The organism is Pseudohaemophilus paraphrohaemolyticus (genome assembly GCF_003253115.1).
Classification (GTDB): domain Bacteria; phylum Pseudomonadota; class Gammaproteobacteria; order Enterobacterales; family Pasteurellaceae; genus Haemophilus_A; species Haemophilus_A paraphrohaemolyticus_A.
Map to the genome: position 1 here is coordinate 129979 of NZ_QEQF01000001.1, position 19109 is coordinate 149087.

At 39.1% G+C, this 19109-nt stretch carries 11 protein-coding genes; 7 read left to right on the top strand and 4 right to left on the bottom strand.

Going from position 1 to position 19109, the window contains the following annotated elements; genetic code table 11:
- The first annotated feature begins 107 nt into the window (after positions 1-107).
- The 4 genes from zorA to DPV92_RS00570 are packed head-to-tail and all read left to right on the top strand — an operon-like array spanning position 108 to position 7713.
- Positions 108-2429: an anti-phage ZorAB system protein ZorA gene (gene zorA / locus DPV92_RS00555; RefSeq protein WP_111353127.1), complete on the top strand. Its 2322-nt coding sequence runs from the start codon at positions 108-110 to the stop codon at positions 2427-2429.
- Positions 2429-3196 carry an OmpA/MotB family protein gene (locus DPV92_RS00560; protein WP_111353129.1) on the top strand — a complete coding sequence of 256 codons (768 nt, stop codon included), beginning with the start codon at positions 2429-2431 and terminating at the stop codon, positions 3194-3196. Before zorA ends, DPV92_RS00560 begins: the two co-directional genes overlap by 1 nt.
- Before the next feature lies 1 nt (position 3197).
- Positions 3198-4721, top strand: coding sequence for an EH signature domain-containing protein (locus DPV92_RS00565; RefSeq protein ID WP_111353131.1), 1524 nt, complete (start codon positions 3198-3200; stop codon positions 4719-4721).
- 1 nt (position 4722) lies between these two features.
- Complete coding sequence (locus tag DPV92_RS00570; RefSeq protein WP_111353133.1) at positions 4723-7713, top strand: DEAD/DEAH box helicase; 2991 nt, start codon at positions 4723-4725, stop codon at positions 7711-7713.
- A gap of 53 nt (positions 7714-7766) precedes the next feature.
- On the opposite strand, the gene dld is transcribed toward DPV92_RS00570, so the two are convergent.
- From dld to DPV92_RS00590, 4 genes are all read right to left on the bottom strand, one after another.
- Entirely contained in the window at positions 7767-9461 is a 1695-nt protein-coding gene (gene dld, locus DPV92_RS00575) for a D-lactate dehydrogenase (RefSeq protein WP_111353135.1), read from the bottom strand.
- A 177-nt stretch (positions 9462-9638) separates the two neighbouring features.
- Positions 9639-11777 carry a phosphate acetyltransferase gene (pta, locus tag DPV92_RS00580; RefSeq protein ID WP_111353137.1) on the bottom strand — a complete coding sequence of 713 codons (2139 nt, stop codon included), beginning with the start codon at positions 11775-11777 and terminating at the stop codon, positions 9639-9641.
- Between the two features lie 57 nt (positions 11778-11834).
- Positions 11835-13043: an acetate kinase gene (locus DPV92_RS00585; RefSeq protein WP_111353138.1), complete on the bottom strand. Its 1209-nt coding sequence runs from the start codon at positions 13041-13043 to the stop codon at positions 11835-11837.
- Positions 13044-13372: 329 nt separating this feature from the next.
- Positions 13373-15199, bottom strand: a complete 1827-nt coding sequence (locus DPV92_RS00590; protein WP_111353140.1) for a monovalent cation:proton antiporter-2 (CPA2) family protein — start codon at positions 15197-15199, stop codon at positions 13373-13375.
- 169 nt (positions 15200-15368) lie between these two features.
- On the opposite strand from DPV92_RS00590, the gene ybeY reads away from it, so the two are divergent.
- The 3 genes from ybeY (at position 15369) to DPV92_RS00605 (ending at position 19062) form a co-directional block, all read left to right on the top strand.
- Entirely contained in the window at positions 15369-15860 is a 492-nt protein-coding gene (ybeY, locus tag DPV92_RS00595) for an rRNA maturation RNase YbeY (RefSeq protein ID WP_111353142.1), read from the top strand.
- Complete coding sequence (locus tag DPV92_RS00600) at positions 15860-17785, top strand: GNAT family N-acetyltransferase (RefSeq protein ID WP_111353144.1); 1926 nt, start codon at positions 15860-15862, stop codon at positions 17783-17785. The genes ybeY and DPV92_RS00600 overlap by 1 nt, the downstream gene beginning before the upstream one ends.
- Before the next feature lie 80 nt (positions 17786-17865).
- The gene (locus tag DPV92_RS00605) at positions 17866-19062 is read left to right on the top strand and encodes an amino acid aminotransferase (protein WP_111353146.1); all 1197 of its coding nucleotides are present in this window, start codon (positions 17866-17868) and stop codon (positions 19060-19062) included.
- The last annotated feature ends 47 nt before the right edge of the window (positions 19063-19109 follow it).

A 19109-nucleotide genomic window follows, 5' to 3' on the forward strand; every position in this document is an offset into this window, starting at 1 on the left:
AATAACTGTGCCTATTTTTTCATCCAATAATAACTTTATGATTGACAAAGGTATTTTTTTTTTTTGAATAATAGGGTTTGATTTTTACTTTTTAAAAAGGCTTTCCTATGGAAAATTTTTATACAGACTACTTATCTAAATTCCTTCCCCATTTTCCCATTGCAACATTCTCAGATGGATTAACTTTTGCAATTCTTATCATTTTGGCATTCTTCTTTTTATGGTATTTAACTAAAGTAGTATTCCAATATATCAAAGCTCAAACTGCGATTAACTTCTATGTAAAATTTATTAAGAATATTGAACAAGAAAAAGAGGCATTAGCGGATAAGCGTCGCGAACTTCTTGAAAAAGCAAAACAAAATAAGAAGTTTGGTTCAATTTGGCAAGAGTTTAATGAATCACTCGTTGAAGTTGAATTATTACATAAAAGCAGAAAGTTATATAACACGGTTGATGCAGCGTATTTCTTTAATAATCATACTTTAGCGGGTGGCTTAACTGAGAATCGTCTTTTTTCTGCCGTACCTGGTTTCTTAACTGCAATCGGGGTGTTAGGCACATTTCTGGGATTAACTTTTGGATTAAGTGATATTGATTTTAAAGGAAGTGATCCATCAAAAATTACTGAAGGTATTAATTCTATGGTGAGTGGAGCAGGAACTGCCTTTATTACATCACTTTGGGGGGTTATTACTAGCCTGCTTTTCAACTGGTTTGAAAAAATTTGTGAGCGTAGAGTAAAAAATAATATTAGTAAATTACAAGTACGCATTGATGCTATTTTCCCTCGAATTGTTGCGGAACAAACTTTAACCGAGATTAAAGCAATAAATCATGACGCGAAAACGCATTTGGCTAGCTTAAGTGAAAAAATTGGCGAGCAAATGCAAAAGGTAATGAAAGATACTTCCTCTGAAATTAGCAAAAGTATTACTAATAGCCTTAAAGAATCTCTTGCACCAGCGGTAACTAAAATGATGGAAAATTCCCGAGAAGGTTCGGAAAAAATGGTGGAGGTTTTACTTCAGGAGTTTATTAGCAAAATTGGCAATGCAGGCGAAATGCAAAAAAATGCAATGAACAATGCCAGCCAAGCATTTACGGAAAGTTCAACCCAGATGATATCTCGTCTTTCTACCTTTGTTGAACAATTAGATGCTAAAGTGACCGAAGTACGTGATGGTACTTGCCAAATGTTGGAACAAATGCAACAGCATTTCAGTACCCAAATTGGCGATATGCAATCGCAAACTCAACAGCAGAATGAACAAGCAGTGGAATTTATGCAAACCCTTGCAAGTTCGATGATTGAATTTAATCAGCATAACCAATCCATGTTTTCTTCTATGCAAACTATGTTAAGCGAAAAAGCTGAAGAACAATCTCTTCAGTTTGCAAAACGCGAAGAAAATCTCACCGCTTCAACTGATAGTTTTATGGAAAAACTAACTCAAGCGATTGAAGAACTTAATCGTAACAATGCAAATATGTTGAAGGTGATTGAAGAAACTTTAACGACTCGTTTAAATGCACAAACTGAAGCTGATAATCTTCGAGCAACGGCAATGAACGAACAATTTGCAAAACGTGAGGAAAATCTGACTGCTTCTACCGATAGCTTTATGGAGAAACTTGCTCAATCTATTGAAACCTTGAACAATAACAATAGCCAAATGTTAAAAGCAATGGAGTCAGGTTTAAGCGAACGAATTAATGCCCAAGCAGAGGCGGATAAGGCGAGAGCGGCAGACTTTATGCAACAAGCGGAAAAAGGTCGTCAAACACAACAAACCTTGACAGAGAGCGTAAAAGAAGTGCTGGCAACACAAGGTAAGCAAAATGATGAGCTTTCAGCTCAACTTACTACATTAGCAACTTCATTTGAACGCGTAAGTCAAGCTCATAAAGCAAGTTCAGAATCCATGGAAAGTGCGTCTGCTAAGATCAACAGCAGTGCAACGGGCTTCGATAACGTGGCAACACGCTTAAAAGCTGCATTAACTGAATTTGACACGAAATTAGCTGCCATCCTTGTCAATGTGGAAAAAGTTACGCGTGAAAATAGCAATACAGCTACCTTATTTAATGCTTCAACCAGCCGTTTAGAAACCTCTGGCGTATTCTTGGAAAAAACAGCGGGTAATTTAAGCGATACGGCTCAAACGACTAAAGTTGCCTTTGAAAGTATGCAAACTAACTTCAATCAATTTGCGTTGCAATTAAGAACGTATATCGAAGCCTTAAATGCGGAAGTGAGTAAATTGCTCGTGGATTACAGCAAACAAGTTCAAAGTCAAACCAATGATCGTTTGAATGAGTGGAATAACCAAACTCGTGAATACACTACCAATATGGTGAATGCGGTGAAAGCCTTAAGCGATACAGTGGATGAAATTGAAACAAAAATCTCACATAGAGGTGCATAATGAGATGGCGTAACCCTAATTCTTCTGCTTCAACCGATGAGGAAAATCCATATTGGATGTCATTTTCCGATATGATGGCGAGCTTGCTGGTCATTTTTATGCTGGCGGCGGCAGCGTTAATGTTGCAACTTGCAACCAAAAGCCAAAAAGTGGATGAGCAGGTTGATGAAGTGGCAAGGGCTGAAAAAGTTCGAAAACAGATTATCGATGAGATTGTCGAGGAATTAAAGCAAAAGCAAATTGTAGTTGAGAAGTCGGATAATGATACCGTATTGCATATTCCTGAAAGTTCTCTTCGCTTTGCATCAGGTAGTTCTGATATTCCAGATACGTTACAAAACAATATACGTGAAATTGGCAATGTGTTGTATGAAGCCTTAAATAGAGATATAGATAGCCAAAATAAAGCAAAAGCTCGTTTTACTTTATTAGATACGGTGTTTATTGAAGGACATACGGATAATAATTTCTATAAAAATCCTATATTGCGAGGTAACTGGGGATTATCTGCAATGCGAGCAATCTCAGTATGGCAATTTTGGGCAGAAGATCCAAACCAGGCAAGTAATGGATTAAATGCGATGAAAAATCATATAGGAGAAGCCCTTTTTTCTGTGAGTGGTTATGGCGATACACGCCCACGTAATGAAGCTAAAAATTGCGGAAAATATGATGATATTTGCCATAGTAAAAATCGCCGTATTGATATACGAATTACTGTGAAAAAACCAAGTATTAAAGAATTAGAAGAGATTAAGGGAAAATAAGATGAGTGATGAATTAAAATTACCTCGCATTAGTTTGCCTTCAATCAACTTTTCTTTGCCTGAAAGAGAGATCGATCTTACTAAAGAAGTGAAAAAATTAGCCCAGATGACCAAAAGGGTAGGGATGGGATCAGATGTTTTCAAAACAAACTTTTTGCGTATTTTTCGTGCTTTAGAGAAAGGGGAATTTTTCCCTTTTATGCTACAAACACCTAACCAAGTGAGAGCTTATTTGACGATTGTAACATCAAATGAGGTCAAAGACGAGGTAAAAAAGCAGGTACATTTAAGTCCCGAATTGATTGATCAGTTTGCAGCTGTGCGTTCGCCGATGAGCCGCCTTTCATTGATGATGTTGATTCAGCTCTATTTTGATCGATTTGCCACATTAGAAAGCGGTGAAAATTTTGAGTATTTTTGCCAATTTTTAAAAACACAAGTTAAGAAACTAGAGAAAATTCGTCAGAAAAAAGAAAAAAACGAGCTAGTTAAAAGTGATTTAGCCCGTTATGCCGAATTTGCTTCTCAGCTTTTTAGCCCAACGGCTCCACATAAGATTGTAAAAATGGCCCACCAGAATCAGCAGGATTTTACTCATACTTTGCAAGATATGGGGATAGCTGCATTTAAAAATGGGCGATTATTACAAATTAGTCAATCCATTTACTATATCGAAACTCTGAAAACCATTCCTTTGGGCGAATATCACCAGATTTTTGAAGAAGTAACCAAAGCCGACATTATTCAAGTGCAATACGATAAACATTATTGGATTGGACATAAAGTGGTGGAAATTTTGATTGATCGCACCGCAAAAGAGGGGGGAGAGATTTCCGAAGCATGGCAAAATGTAATTTTAGATATTGCCGATGATCCACGTATTGCCTCTGAAATTAACCTAAATCAATGGTGGCTGCCATTAGGTGAAAAACGCGTAGAACAAATGCGTTCTTGGTTAAGCCGTCACGATCTTAAATTGTTCTTAAAATTACTAGAACAAAGTGCAGTGGATTTAGGAAAAACCGATATGGAACGCATGTTTGCAGGCAGAAAACAGTTCTTAGAAGCGTTATTTGATCATGATTGCATACGTCATTCCCGTTTATTCTTTACCCGAGAAGCTGCAAATTACTTACGCTACCATTATGCGGAACCACATCGATTAGATGCTTATGCAAGGGTTTCGGGCGAAGCATCTGTTATCTATTTACAGTTAAAAAATGGCTGGCATTTAGTAGAAGGCACACATAGCTTTAGAGTTCGCTATTTCCATCAAATTCCTAAATATTCTAGGATCGCCGATTATCAGCATCGTTTTTATGAACGAGATGAGTTATCAGGTGGCTTGGAAGGCTGGTATAGATTAAATTTTGGCAAACAGATGTATAGTACGGCTCATGATGTGCATTCCAGCTGGAAGTTTAAGTTATTAGATTGGTTTAAGAAAACAGGTATTAACCTACCTGCTGATGAAGTGTTAGACTCTTGGGAATACTATCGTTATCGCGAGCAAAATAGAGGGTAAAATGGGATTATTAGATTTAATTAAATCATTTATTTCAACGAGTAAAATTGAAGAGAAAATCCGGTGGAAAATCAATGCTTTTGAAGATATAGAGTTTATTTTTCCTTCACAAGCGGTTGAAAATCCAGAATCTTTTGCAAAAAACAATCCTTTTTTTGCGTTGCAATATGCTTATTTGAAGACCTTGCAAGATAGCTATTCAATTAATCGAGTTTCAGATGGTTTTATTGTTCCTTCCATCATTTTGCCTGATTTAGGCGAAGATTTTATTCATCTTTTTGAAATGCCACCGCATTTTACAGGGAGTTATCAAATCGATATTCGAGGCAACACGACCAGAACCGATTTCTCCGTGAATCTTAAACTCCTTATGCCCGATGGTAGCACAGTGTTCCAACCTCAACGCTTGGGGGCTTTTTTATCTTTAACTAACAAAGAGAAGTATTCTTTAACACCTGCAGAATATCAGGCATTGAAAGCCTTAGAGCGCCATCAAGAACTAAGAGAAAAAGATCGTTCTGAATATGAAAATAATTGGCTAATGTTCCAATTGCAAACGGCAAAAGTGGCTGGGATGCCTATTGATCTTGCTCATTTCAATCAAGGGAATTTGAAGTTAGTTAAACCTGAAACGATAGGCGTGGCGGTAAATCAATTACCGAATGGCGATATTGAGTTGATTCCTGCGATTAAAGGCGTTGCAACAGAGGATATTAGAGAGCGATTAGGGCAGTTAGATAAGCAAGATAAACGAATTTTGCGAGTAAAAAAACAGTTTGTCTTGTTTGATGAAAAGACTATCTCAGCTATTAACGAAATCTTCCCCGTAGATGAAAACGGAGAAAGTCGCCATATTCGCCGTATAAACAAAGCGGAAGTGGCAAATTTCTTGAAAAATCCTACCGCTTATTTGAATGGAGCAGTGGTAGATTTAGATACGGGCTTTTCTCTTCGCGTGGCAGGGGCTGAAAAATTCGTGTATAAATATTTTGGTGGTGAACAAGAGTCGGGTATTGATTGGCTTGGCGATCAGCATTTTATCAATTCGCCAATTGCCTTTGAGGAGATTATTCGTTCTGAGGCTGAGTTAGAAGAGGTTAAAGCACTGATTGAAAATGCTCGCAACGTAGGAGCTTCGGTTATCCAAGTCGGAGAAGCCTCCATTGATATTTCAGATACTGAAACGGTTGAAACCATTTTAGAGAAAATTACTCAGGCTATTCAACATCAGGATGAAGATGCAGAAAGCGGTGTTCCATCAGATACAAATGATTCAGAACAAAGCGAAAAAGCAGTTGTGGATATTGAAGATAATGATGAAGAAAATCGATTTAAGCGGTTTGTTTCTTTGCTAAATTTACAAGAAATTCCACTGCTTGATCAGGCAAATCTAAAACGGCTGCCTTATCCTCATCAGCAAGAAGGCATCCATTGGATTCTTTCGCATCTAAAAACGATTGAACAGGAGCAAACTGAGAGTGGTGCATTGTTAGCTGATGATATGGGACTAGGTAAAACCTATATGACGTTAGTGTCGATTGCTGAATATTATCGTCGCCAGAATGAGCTTTCAAAAACACTGAAACCAATTTTAGTTGTGGCTCCTCTGAGTTTATTAGAAAACTGGCAAGCTGAGCTCGATGAAACCTTTAAACAACCACCGTTTGATGATGTGATTGTTTTACAAGGGCAAGGATTGAAAAAGTATCGACTTGGTGGCAGTGAAATTAAACAATATCTTCATAACGATGTAGCTTCGGTAGATGAAATTCGTTACTCCTTGAAAGTGGGAAACAATTATAAGCAAGATCGTTTAGATATGCCTGCACGTTTGGTGTTAACTACCTATCAAACGTTGCGTGATTATCAATTCTCACTCTGTCGGATTGACTGGGGTATGGTTATTTTTGATGAGGCTCAGAACTTAAAAAATCCAAATACATTAGCAACTCGAGCAGCAAAAGGTTTAAAATCAGAGTTTAAACTGCTCGCAACAGGGACACCTGTGGAAAATAGCTTAAAAGATTTTTGGTGTTTAATGGATACCGCAACACCAGGTTTACTAGGTTCTTGGCGGGAATTTAGAGAAACCTATATTACGCCAATTCTTAAGGCAGATGAGTCAGAAACAGATGAGAAAAAATATGAAATAGGGCGTATTTTACGGGAAAAAGTCGATCGCTTTATGTTAAGACGCACCAAAGCTGAAAAATTGAAAGGCTTACCTGAAAAAGTGATTTATTCAGGATGTCGCTCCGATCAACATTATTTGCCTCAACTTGAAGCCTTGATGAAAGGTGTCCAGCTTCAAAGCTATAATGATGTTGTTACTCGGATACGTAATGCTACAAATAAACAGGGTTTGATGTTGGCGTCATTGCGAGATCTGAAGATGATTAGTATTCATCCTCAGATTCGAGATTTAGAAAGTAAAAATTATTTACCTGATGCCAATCTTTCCGCCAAAATTGGATCTTTACTCAGCATTATAAAAGAAATTAAACAACGACAAGAAAAGGTTATTATTTTTGCTGAGAGTAAGTTGGTTCAGTCCTATTTAATTGCATTGATGATGATTGATTATGGCATCAGTGTTGATGTGATCAATGGTGAAACGGCGGCGGTAGCGACCTCAAAAAATACACGTTCTCGCAAAAATATTATTGATGCATTTCAAGCTCAACAAGGATTTGGTGTACTGATTATGTCACCTGTTGCAGCTGGCGTTGGATTAACGGTAACAGGAGCGAATAATGTTATTCATTTAGAGCGTCATTGGAATCCAGCTAAAGAAGCCCAAGCAACAGATCGGGTGTATCGAATCGGTCAGCAAAAACAGGTTAATGTCTATTTACCGATGGCAGTTCATCCAGAAATTCGATCTTTTGATTTACAGCTACATCAATTGCTTAATAATAAGGTTGATTTAAGCGAAGCGGTTGTGGCAAACCCTGATATTGAACCAGAACAGATGATGAGTATGTTTAATTAGCAGTATTAGCAAACAAGCGGTCAAATTCGACCGCTTGTTTGCAATTGAGAAGATTATTCCGCCCAATATTTTTTCTTCGTGGTTTTACCAATACCAGGGTTGAAGCTATTTGTTGGGTCTAACGCTTTATAGAATTTTTTAAGCGTTGGTTTAGCTTCGTATAAATGCCCTACGTTGTGTTCGGCTGGGTATTGTGCACCGCGTTTATCGAGCAATTTCAACATTTCGTGTTCTAATTCCATACAGTCGTGTCCTTTTTTCACGATGTAATCTTGGTGGAATACGTGGCACATAAAATGTCCGTAGTAGAGTTTATGGCTAATTTTGCTACCAATTTCTGGCGGTAATACTTCGAACCAATCTTGGTCATTACGGCGTAAAGCCACATCTAAGGCAACAATATCTTCCACTTCTTTTTCGTGAATCGCACGGTAGCGAATTGCCGCACTAGCTACCGCAAAACGGTGGAGCATTGCTGCTTGAGTTTCGATTGCGTTACACTCAAAATAACCGCCTTTTGTATTATCCGCAAAGTAAGATTTTAAGTAGTTTCGAGCCTCTTGCACGCCTTTACCACCCATTTTTACAATAAGATGATGTTCATATTTATCGCGATAATCCCACAAACTTTTTGGCAAGTGTTCAGGAATAAATTTAGAGACAGTTTGCATAAATTTATCGCTTAAATGTTGCGGTAAGAAGGCGAATTTTTTACCGATGCGATCCACGTTGGCTTTTAAGGCAAAGAGTTTTGGTAGCCAATGCGTACCAAATTTTTTGATGACCCAGAAAGTATCTTTACCATATTTTGCGGCGATGTCGAATGCATCACGATGGATATATTCTCCTGAAATTGGCAAAACTTCAAAATTCGCTAACATATGGCGGCGAATATCGTTTAATACGGATGTTTGATTGGTGCCGATATAGAAAACAGCGGTCTCTTTTTCAAGTTGGAAGGTATCTAAACGTACAGCAAAAATGGCAAGTTTACCCGCACTGCCTGAAGCTTCGTAGTGGCGAGCTGGGTCTGCATTGAAGCGAGCAGGGGAGTCTTCATCGACTTGACGGACGTGATTGCAGTAGTGATGGTCGTGCCCGCGTCCGCAATCTTGTTGAATATCTTTAACCTGATAACGTTTTTCTTGTAGATTGGTTAAGATTTCTTCTGGGGTTTCGCCTAAATCAATGCCTAAATGGTTTTTTAGTTCTAATTCACCTTTTTCATTAAGTTGAGCAAAAAGCGCCATTTCGGTATAGGCTGGTCCACGTTGAACTAATGCTCCACCTGAGTTGTTACAAATCCCGCCGATAACAGATGCACCAATGCAAGATGAGCCAATAACAGAGTGCGGTTCGCGACCAAATGGTTTGAGTTGATTTTCTAATTCGTTGAGGGTGGAGCCTGGTAAGCAGACAACTTGGGAGGCGTTGTTGATGAGTTGGATGCCGTCAATTCGCATTGCGTTGATGATGACAATATCGCGGTCGTAATCATTGCCATCTGGTGTAGAACCACCAGTTAAACCTGTATTTGCAGCTTGGTTGATAACAATCACATCGTGTTCAACACAGGCTTTTACAATATTCCAAAACTCAAGTAGCGTAGCAGGTCGAACGACAGCAATCGCATTCCCCGTACCAAATCGGTAACCACTTCGATAAGCTTCTGTTTTAGTTAGGTCAGTAATAATATGATGCGTACCGACAATGTCGGTAAGTTGTGAAATGAGTTGTTGAACAGACATTTTGTTATCCTCGTGTGATAAGAATTAACAACATCATAACAGAATAATTCTTATTTGGATAAGGATATTTTAGGCTGCAAGCGGTGGTTTTTTAGAATTTTTTTGCATATAAAAACAGCCCCAAAGGGGCTGAATTATACCTAACCTAGGGTAACTTAGTTACCCTAGGAAAAACAATTAAGCTTGTGTCGCTTGAATTGCAGTTAATGCGATAGTGTAAACGATATCGTCTACTAATGCACCACGAGATAAGTCGTTTACTGGTTTACGCATACCTTGAAGCATAGGACCGATTGAAACGAGATCTGCAGAGCGTTGTACCGCTTTATATGTGGTGTTACCTGTATTTAAGTCTGGGAATACAAACACGGTAGCTTTACCTGCCACCGGTGAGTTAGGTGCTTTAGAACGAGCTACATCTTCCATCACCGCTGCGTCATATTGTAATGGACCGTCAATGATTAAGTCTGGGCGTTTTTCTTTCGCAATGCGAGTTGCTTCTTTCACTTTCTCAACGTCTGCACCAGAACCTGATGTACCTGTTGAGTAAGAGATCATCGCAACACGCGGGTCAATACCAAAGGCTTTCGCAGAGTCTGCTGATTGGATAGCAATTTCTGCTAATTGTTCTGCATTTGGATCTGGGTTTACTGCACAGTCACCATATACCAATACTTGGTCTGGTAATAACATAAAGAAGATAGAAGAAACAATTGAGCTACCTGGAGCAGTTTTGATGATTTGCATTGGTGGGCGAATAGTGTTCGCGGTAGTGTGAACCGCACCTGATACTAAACCATCTACTTCATTTGCTTCTAACATCATTGTACCAAGTACAACGGTGTCTTCTAATTGCTCACGAGCAGACTCTTCGGTCATACCTTTCGCTTTACGTAACTCAACTAAACGAGCTACATAGTTTTCACGCACATCAGCAGGGTTGATGATAGTAATGCCTTTACCTAAGGTTACGCCTTGTGCTTCAGCCACACGTTGAACATCAGTTGGATTCGCAAGTAAGATACATTCTGCGATACCACGTTCTGCACATAATGCAGCTGCTTTAATTGTACGAGGTTCATCACCTTCTGGTAATACGATACGTTTTTTCGCTGAACGTGCAAATTCAGTTAATTGATAACGGAATGCAGCAGGAGATAAGCGTCGTGCACGAGTTGCACCTTTCGCTACTTCTTCGATGAAACCAGCATTTAATGAACCTGCTACGTATTCTTTAATTTCGTTGATACGCTCCTTGTCATCTGCAGGCACTTCTAAGCTGAAGCTTTGAAGATTAAGAGCTGTTTGCCAAGTGTTGCTTTCAACGCGGAATACTGGCACACCTGTTTCGAATGCTTGTTGGCAAAGTTTTGCAATGTTATTCTCGATTTTGTAGCCACCGGTTAATAAGATTGCACCGATTTCTATGCCATTCATTACCGCTAATGATGCAGCCACTAATACTTCTGGACGGTCTGCAGAAGTCACTAATAAATTGCCCGCTTTGAAATGGTCTACCATATGTGGAAGACTACGTGCACAGAAACTTACTCCACGAATACGACGAGAGTTTAATTCTCCTTCGTTGATGATTGAAGCATGTAAATGTTTTGCAAGATCAATTGCACGTGTTGCGATTAAATCTGCTTTCCATTCAATACAGCCAAGCAGTTTGATTGGGCTTTTTGCGAATAAAGTTTCAACTTCAGCCACATTTTGTGTGCTGTGTTGGAAAGAGTCGAAGATTTCAGTTAAATCTGGGCGAGTACGACCTGATTCATCAACAGGTGCGTTAAATTTGTTGATTACCACACCTAAAAGATTAGGGTTGTTACGACCACCAAATTCTGATGCTGCCGCTTCAACACGTTCTTTTAATTGAGCTGGTTTATCTGAACCTGGTGCTGCGACTAATACGATTTCTGCATCTAATGCTTGAGCTACTTCGTAGTTTACGCTGTTTGCGTATGCATTTTTACGTGTTGGAATTAAACCTTCTACTACGATCACTTCATTATTTTTTGATAATGCTTGGTGACGTTCTACGATTTTCTCTAATAATACATCTGTTTGGTTTTGACCGATTAGCGTTTCTGCTTCGCTTAACATAAACGGTTCGCCCACTTCAGTTGTTCGAGTTGCCTTGATAATTGAAGTAGAGCGGTCTAAGGTATCTTCGCCTGTGATTGGTTGTGCAATCGGTTTTAAGAAACCCACTTTAGTGCCTTTTTGTTCAAGTGCGTGAACAAGACCTAAGGTCACACTTGTTAAACCTACACCAGTGGTAGTAGGGATTAAGATAATTGTTCTAGACATTTTATTTCTTCCAAGTTGATATAAAAATGAAAGGGCAGAGTAGTCTGCCCTTAGAAATTATAGTGCTAATTCAGCAGTATCTTGTGCAATCACTAATTCTTCATTGGTTGGGATAACCATTGCTTTGAATGCAGAATCGTCAGTTGTAATCACACCTTCTTTACCGAAGCGTGCTGCAAGGTTGCGTTCATTATCTAATTTTACACCGAATAATTTTAGGTGGTTTAATGTTAATTCACGAACATGCGCAGAGTTTTCACCGATACCACCTGTAAATGCGATAGCATCTAAGTGAGAGTCTCCTAAGATTGCCATATATGCACCGATGTATTTCGCTAAACGGTAGCTATAAACATCTAACGCACGTTTTGCTTCTGGTTTAGATGCATCGTCGTAGTTGTCTTCCGCATAACGGCAGTCACTAGTTACTTCAGTTAAACCTAAAAGACCTGATTTTTTCACTAAGGTATCTTCGATTTGCTCCATTGACATACCTAAGTTTTTGTATAGATAGAATACGATTGCGGGGTCGATGTCGCCAGAACGTGTACCCATTACTAAACCTTCTAATGGGGTTAAGCCCATTGAAGTATCAATACATTTACCGTTACGAACTACAGATACAGAACCACCGTTACCTAAGTGACATACGATAACGTTTGTTTGGTCAACTGGTTTGCCAACACGCTCAGCCACTTCACGAGAGATGAATAAATGGCTTGTTCCATGTGCTCCATAGCGACGAACACCGTGTTCTTTATATAAAGAGTATGGAAGTGCATATAAGAATGCTTCTTCAGGCATTGTTTGGTGGAATGCTGTGTCGAATACAGCAACGTTTTTCTCTTTTAATTCAGGGAAGATACGGAATGCTTCTTTAATACCGATTAGGTGAGCAGGGTTGTGAAGTGGTGCGAATTGAATTGCTTCTTCAATACCTTTAACAACATCATCATTGATCACTACAGATGAAGTGAATTTCTCACCACCGTGAACGATACGGTGACCGATAGCACCAATGCTTGCTTTTAATTCTTCTGATAATAACTCATTAGCGATGAAGTTTAATGCTTCGCTGTGTGCAGCACCTGCACCTAATTCTGCATTACCTTTTTCGCCATGTAATTTCCATTTGATGCGTGCATCTTCTAAATGGAATGCTTCTGCTAAACCAGATAATTTTTCATCACCTGTTTTAGGATCTAAGATAGCAAATTTTAAAGATGAGCTACCACAGTTAAGGATAAGAATTAAATTTTTAGACATGTCAAATACCTTAGTTTTCGTTTTAGGAAATATAAATTAGACACGCAAAGCGTGAACTATGAAGTATAGAATATCACGTTTCATAATCTGAATTAAAGCGTAAATGCAAAAAATTTGATTTAGATTAGAAAAATACAGTTAAAGAGTTAAATAAACAATAAATTAACATACTTTTTACACTTTATTTAATTTCGTATAACGTAGATTATGTTAAATATAATGCAGAAATAATCAAAATAACTATACTCCATTTGTTTCTATAACTTCTATAAAAGAAAAAACCTAGCTGCATTTTTTTTGCAACTAGGTTTTTGTTCTTCTAGTTTTTATTATTCGTGATGCTTATCTTTCGCTCGTTCCAAAATATGCTGAATTTCTACCATCATCTCTTGATCTTCATCTAATGCAATTTTACGCATTGCTTCGTTTTTGAAGCTTTCTAATTTAGGGTCATAAACTTCAGCCATCAATTTTACCCGGTGACGGTCTTTATCGAAGTAATATTTACAGATCTCATCTGCTACTTCATATTCAACGCCTAGTTCTTCAAGTGCTTTGCGTCCCATACGAACGGATGAATCGAATAATTCACGCACTTGGACATCAGCCCCTGCTTTGTAAAGCTCAAACACGTGGCGACGGTCATACGCACGGGTTAAAATGCGAATATTGGGATTTAATGCACGCGCTGTTTCTACAATATGCAACGCTTGTTTTTTGTCATCAACAGCGACAATCATTAAATCAGCGGTTTCAATGCCTGCATTACGCAGTAATTCTGGACGTGTTGCATTGCCGTAATAGCTTTTCACGCCCATCCCCTTCAAACCTTCAACCAGTTTAGCATCCATATCAATTACGGTCGCGTGATAGCCCGACATCGTTAAAATATGGTTCACAATTTGACCATAACGCCCAATTCCGACCAGAATAACAGAACGTTGTTCATCAATGTGATCCTCTGGCTGATTGTTTTTTTCCGCTAAACGAGGTGCTACAAATTTATTATGCAATAGGATTGTAATTGGGGCAAAAATCATTGAAAGTACCACAATAGCGGTTAAATTTGCTTGAATTTCTGCATTGATTACGCCTTTTGTCGTTGCTGCAGCAAATAATACGAAGGCAAACTCCCCGCCTTGTGCCATTACCACTGCTCTATCCATCGCATTTGTATTTGAACTTCCCGCCAGTTTTGCGATACCAAAAATCACCAACGATTTTACAAACATCATCGCAACAACTGCAGATAAAATTAGCAACCAGTTATTGAATACCACATTCAGATCTAACGCCATTCCTACACCGAGGAAGAATAATCCAAGTAATAAGCCTCTGAATGGTTCGATATCCGCTTCTAATTGGTGACGGAAGCTTGATTCTGAAAGTAACACACCAGCAACGAATGCCCCCATTGCGGTTGATAAACCACCCTCTTCCATTAACCATGCTGAACCAAGCACCACAAATAACGCCACAGCAGTCATCAATTCACGTATTTTGGTTTTCGCTAAAATGCGGAATAACGGGTTTAAGAGCCAAATGCCTGCTACTACTAATGCTGTAACTGATAAGCCTGCAATGCCGATTTTCTGCCAAATTGGTGTTGTATTTACCACTGCTGTTGTATCAGCAGGCGCTAAGAATGATACGACTGCAAGTAATGGCACGATGATTAAGTCTTCAAAAAGCAAGATCGAAATCATTTTCTGACCACGGTAGCTCGCCATATCGCCACGCTCGCTTAATACCTGCATAACAATCGCGGTTGACGTTAAAACGAAACCTGCTCCCGCAATAAACGCGACTTGCCAAGGAAAACCAAATGCCATTGCTACAAAAGTAAGCAAAATAGCACTCACGACCACTTGTGCACTGCCTAACCCAAAAATCTGACGGCGTAATCCCCACAAATGGGATGGCTTCATCTCTAAACCGATAATGAAGAGGAACATTACCACACCAAGTTCAGCTATGTGAATGATAGATTGCGGATCTGAAAATAATCCCAATCCAAAAGGACCAATTGCCAAACCTGCGGCTAAATAGCCTAAAACTGAGCCTAAACCAATTCTTTTAAAAATTGGCACTGCAACAATTGCCGCCCCCAATAAAGTGACGACACTCAATAATTGACTTGCACCTTCCGCTGCCATAACACTCCTTAAACATAAAAACAAAAATATGTATGCATTATCAGCTAAAGTCGCCTAAATTCCTAGCTAAATTTAAGCAATTTACCGAAGTTTTACACTTCTCTTTAATGGCTTTAAAAAATAGTGATAAAATACAAAGAATTTCCATTTATTTATTAGGAAAACACTTATGACTACCCCATTTATCGATCTCCAAATTGCTACCGAAAATGAAGCCAATTTGCCAACAGTTGAACAATTTACACACTGGGTGCAAACTGCTCTCGCTTTCGAAGCTCAAACTGACGATTTTCCCGAAACGGAAATGACTATCCGCATCGTAGATGAAGAAGAAAGCCACCATTTGAACCTCACTTATCGTGGTAAAGATAAACCAACCAATGTACTCTCTTTCCCATTTGAAGTGCCTGATGAAGTGGAGCTTGCTTTATTAGGTGATTTAGTGATTTGCCGCCAAGTGGTTGAACGTGAAGCTGAAGAGCAACAAATCAGCCTCGAATCACATTGGGCACATTTAGCGGTACACGGTACGTTGCATCTACTGGGTTACGATCACATCGTAGATGCGGAAGCCGAAGAAATGGAAGGGGTAGAAACGGAAATTATGCAGAAACTCGGTTTTGAAGATCCGTATCTTTCTGAAAAAGCCATCAAAGAATAATGCGTAAACTGGTTATTCTCACACAAATTCCTTCTTGGCTTTCTGAGCAACTCAATAAAAGCGTTACAACGCATCGAAATAACATCCTTCAAGAAGGAATTTTTTTACCTCACGAGGTAGAAACTCAATCCCATTGGCAATTTATTCCCTTTTCAAATGCCAAAAGCCTGCTTGGTTCAGAGTTTCCTACTGCGTTCTATTTTATGGGAAACTGCCCCATTCAATTTAACCTAGAAGCCTTTGCTATTCTTGCAGGAACGATTCAACATCAAGGTTGTTTATATTTAATTTGCCCAAATTGGGAAAAGTTGGAAACTATTCCTGACCAAGATGCGTTGCGTTGGAACGAAAATAACACCATCTTCTGCCCGACGTTTTACCAACATTTTAAAGATTTAGTCCACCAATTTGGTTTTTCTATCGACAAAAGATTAGATACCTTCTCCATCACAAGCGGTCAAAATCAAGCAAATTTTTGCAAAAAAGTAGAAACAGACCTAACCGAAGAACAGCAAAATATTTTTAAAAATCTGCCGCTTGCAAACGAAGATATTCATCTTATTAACGCACCACGTGGACGAGGGAAATCTACCCTCGCTGGAAAATTGGCTACAAAAATTGCTCAACAAAATAGTGTTGTGATTACCGCCCGTAGCCGTAAAGCATTAACCAATTTCTGGAAACTTTCAGATAACACGCAAATGCCATTTTTTGCCCCAGATGCTTTATTACAACAAATTGAAGAAAAAAACATTTCACCAAATCAATGGCTTTTTGTCGATGAAGCTGCAAGCCTTCCCCTCCCATTTTTACAGCAATTTTGCAACTATTTCGATAAAGTCGTTTTAACGACAACAACGCATAATTACGAAGGGACAGGCAGAGGCTTTTCTCTCAAACTGCCCAAACAAATTAACCGCCAAATAAAGCATTGGCAGCTTAGCCAACCGCTCCGTTGGCAAGCAAATGACACACTGGAAGCCTTCGTAAATGCCCTTTTGCTACTTGATGAAGAGCTTTCATACACCGAAAACAACGCAAGATCGCAAAAACACGATTACACCGCTGAAGAGATGAACTTAAGTGAGAAAAAAGCCTTTTACGCATTACTCTCTCAAGCCCATTACAAAACGACTCCTACGGATCTTCGGCGTTTATTGGATGGAACAAACCAGCAATTTTTCCGTGTATTACATCAAGATGACACATTGCTTGGTGGTATTTGGGCAATCGATGAAGGCGGTTTAGATCCAGAACTTATCCAAGCGATTTGGCGAGGCTCTCGCCGTCCTCAAGGTAATTTAGTGGCTCAATATCTATGCTTTCAAGCTAATTTGCCAGAGGCCTGCGAGCTTCGTTCCATGCGTATTTCCCGCATTGCAGTTGACCCAAATTATCAGAATCAAGGCGTAGGCAAGCAGTTAATTTCTGAGTTTATTTTGCAAATCCGCCAACAAAAACAACCGCTTGTCGATTTTGTTTCCGTCAGTTTTGGTATGACAGAAAATTTATTGCATTTTTGGAAGCAAGCAGGCTTTATATTAGTGCAAATCACACCGAATAAAGAAGCCAGCAGTGGCTACCCAAGTGCGATGATGCTCTACCCTATTACCGAACAAGGAAAAACGTTCTGCGAAAAAGCCAAAACGAAATTTGAACATGATCAGGCGGTGATTTTTAACCAAGAAAATGCAAATTTCAGCTTTCAAGCAGAAGATAGACAGAATCTTTTCGGCTTTGCAAATTATTACCGAACATTAACCGCTTGTTATGCGAGCCTAAAGCGGTTGTATTTTTCCGATACATCGCAATTTGCGGAGCTTGCCGAGATTTTATCAAGCCCTTGGAATGCAAAATATAGTAAATCACAAATTGAGCAATGGCGGAAAATCGTTCAACAAAAAATATTCTATGCAAACGTTTAATTTCACTTGCAAAAATACCTATTTAGTTTTATAAATCAAACACTCTAACTTTTGAACAAACACAATTTGAGAGGTAAGAAATGTCAATGTTTGACCATATCCAAGCAGCTCCAGCAGACCCCATTTTAGGCTTAGGCGAAGCATTCAAAGCAGAAACCCGTGAAGGTAAAATTAACTTAGGGATCGGCGTTTATATGAATGCAGAAGGCAAAACAACGATCGTTAAAGCGGTAAAAGAAGCCGAACGCCAATTATTAGCCAATGAAACAACCAAAAACTACTTAACCATTGACGGCGTACAAGTCTATAACGCTTATACACAAAAATTACTTTTCGGTGAAAACGCGGAAGTGATTACCTCAGGTCGTGCAAAGACGGCACAAAGTTTAGGGGGTACAGGTGCATTACGCATTGCTGCTGAATTTATCAAACGCCATACTTCTGCCAAAAATGTCTGGATTTCAAACCCAACTTGGCCAAACCACAATGCGATTGTAAACGCCGTAGGTTTAACCGTAAAAAATTACCGCTATTATAACGAAGCCACAAAACGTTTAGACTGGGATAATTTAATTGCCGATTTAAGCCAAGCAGAAGCAGGCGATGTAGTGTTATTCCACGGTTGCTGCCACAATCCAACAGGGATTGACCCAACGCCCGCACAATGGGACGAATTAGCTAAAATGTCAGCTGAAAAAGGTTGGTTACCGTTATTCGACTTTGCTTATCAAGGTTTCGCAAATGGTTTAGAAGAAGATACCTACGGTTTACGTGCTTTCGTAAAAAATCACCGTGAATTATTAGTTGCAAGTTCTTATTCGAAAAACTTTGGTTTATACAACGAGCGTGTAGGTGCTTTCACACTGATCGCAGACAATACCGAAGTGGCAAATAAAGCCTTCACGCAAATTAAAGCGATTATCCGCACCCTCTACTCTAATCCAGCCTCACACGGGGCAAGTGCAGTTGCAACCGTATTAAGCAACCCAGCGTTAAAAGCAGAATGGGAAGCAGAATTAACCGAAATGCGTAACCGTATTAAATCAATGCGTAGCAGTTTGGTGGAATTATTAAAAGAGAAAGGCGCAACACAAGATTTCTCATTTATCAACGAGCAAAATGGGATGTTTTCTTTCAGCGGTTTAACCCCAGAACAAGTTGATAAGCTCCGCGAAGATTTCGCTATTTACGCCGTTCGTTCAGGTCGTATTAACGTGGCAGGTATTGTTGATAGCAACATCGAAAAACTAGCAGAAGCGATTGTGAAGGTGTTGTAAGGTAAGTTTTAAAGGAATAAAAAAGCCAGCAGCCGCTGGCTTCTCTC